This window comes from Maribacter sp. 4G9, from assembly GCF_002742265.1.
Classification (GTDB): Bacteria; Bacteroidota; Bacteroidia; order Flavobacteriales; family Flavobacteriaceae; genus Maribacter.
In genome coordinates, this window is record NZ_MDGL01000105.1 from 1 (window position 1) to 527 (window position 527).

Annotated in this window: 1 pseudogene; it reads left to right on the forward strand. The window is 39.5% G+C overall.

Features of this window, described 5'->3' with window-relative positions:
- Window positions 1–359 (forward strand): annotated as a pseudogene (locus BFP75_RS10890) (IS21 family transposase); the annotation flags it as partial.
- Window positions 360–527 lie beyond the last annotated feature (168 nt).

A 527-nucleotide genomic window follows, 5' to 3' on the forward strand; every position in this document is an offset into this window, starting at 1 on the left:
TAGAGAAATACTTTCCTTATTTTGATAAAGAGCTTCGTAAAACGGGAGTCACTAAACAATTACTTTGGCAAGAGTATTACATAAAGCACCCCGACGGTTTTAAATTATCACAATTCAGATACTGGTATACCGAATGGACCAAAGAGGTGTCCCCTGTAATGCATCTTACCCATAAGGCTGGCGACAAACTATTCATAGATTATACGGGCAAGAAACTCACCATTGTAGATCGTGATACGGGAGAGCTTCAAGAGCTAGAAGTGTTTGTATGTGTACTTGGCAGCAGTCAATATACCTATGTGGAAGCATCGGTTAGCCAAAAGAAAGAAGATTTCATACGAAGTGGGACTATCTCATAAAGTGTGTAAATAAAAAAATAGCGGGGGCATGCCCCCGCTATTTTTTTAACTTTAAATTTTCACACCATTATGAAGAACGAGGAATTATTCGACGACAATTTTTTTAAACAGTTCAAGACCGGTGACGAGCTCAACGGTTTTTTGAAGGCACTCCAAAAACGCGGCATC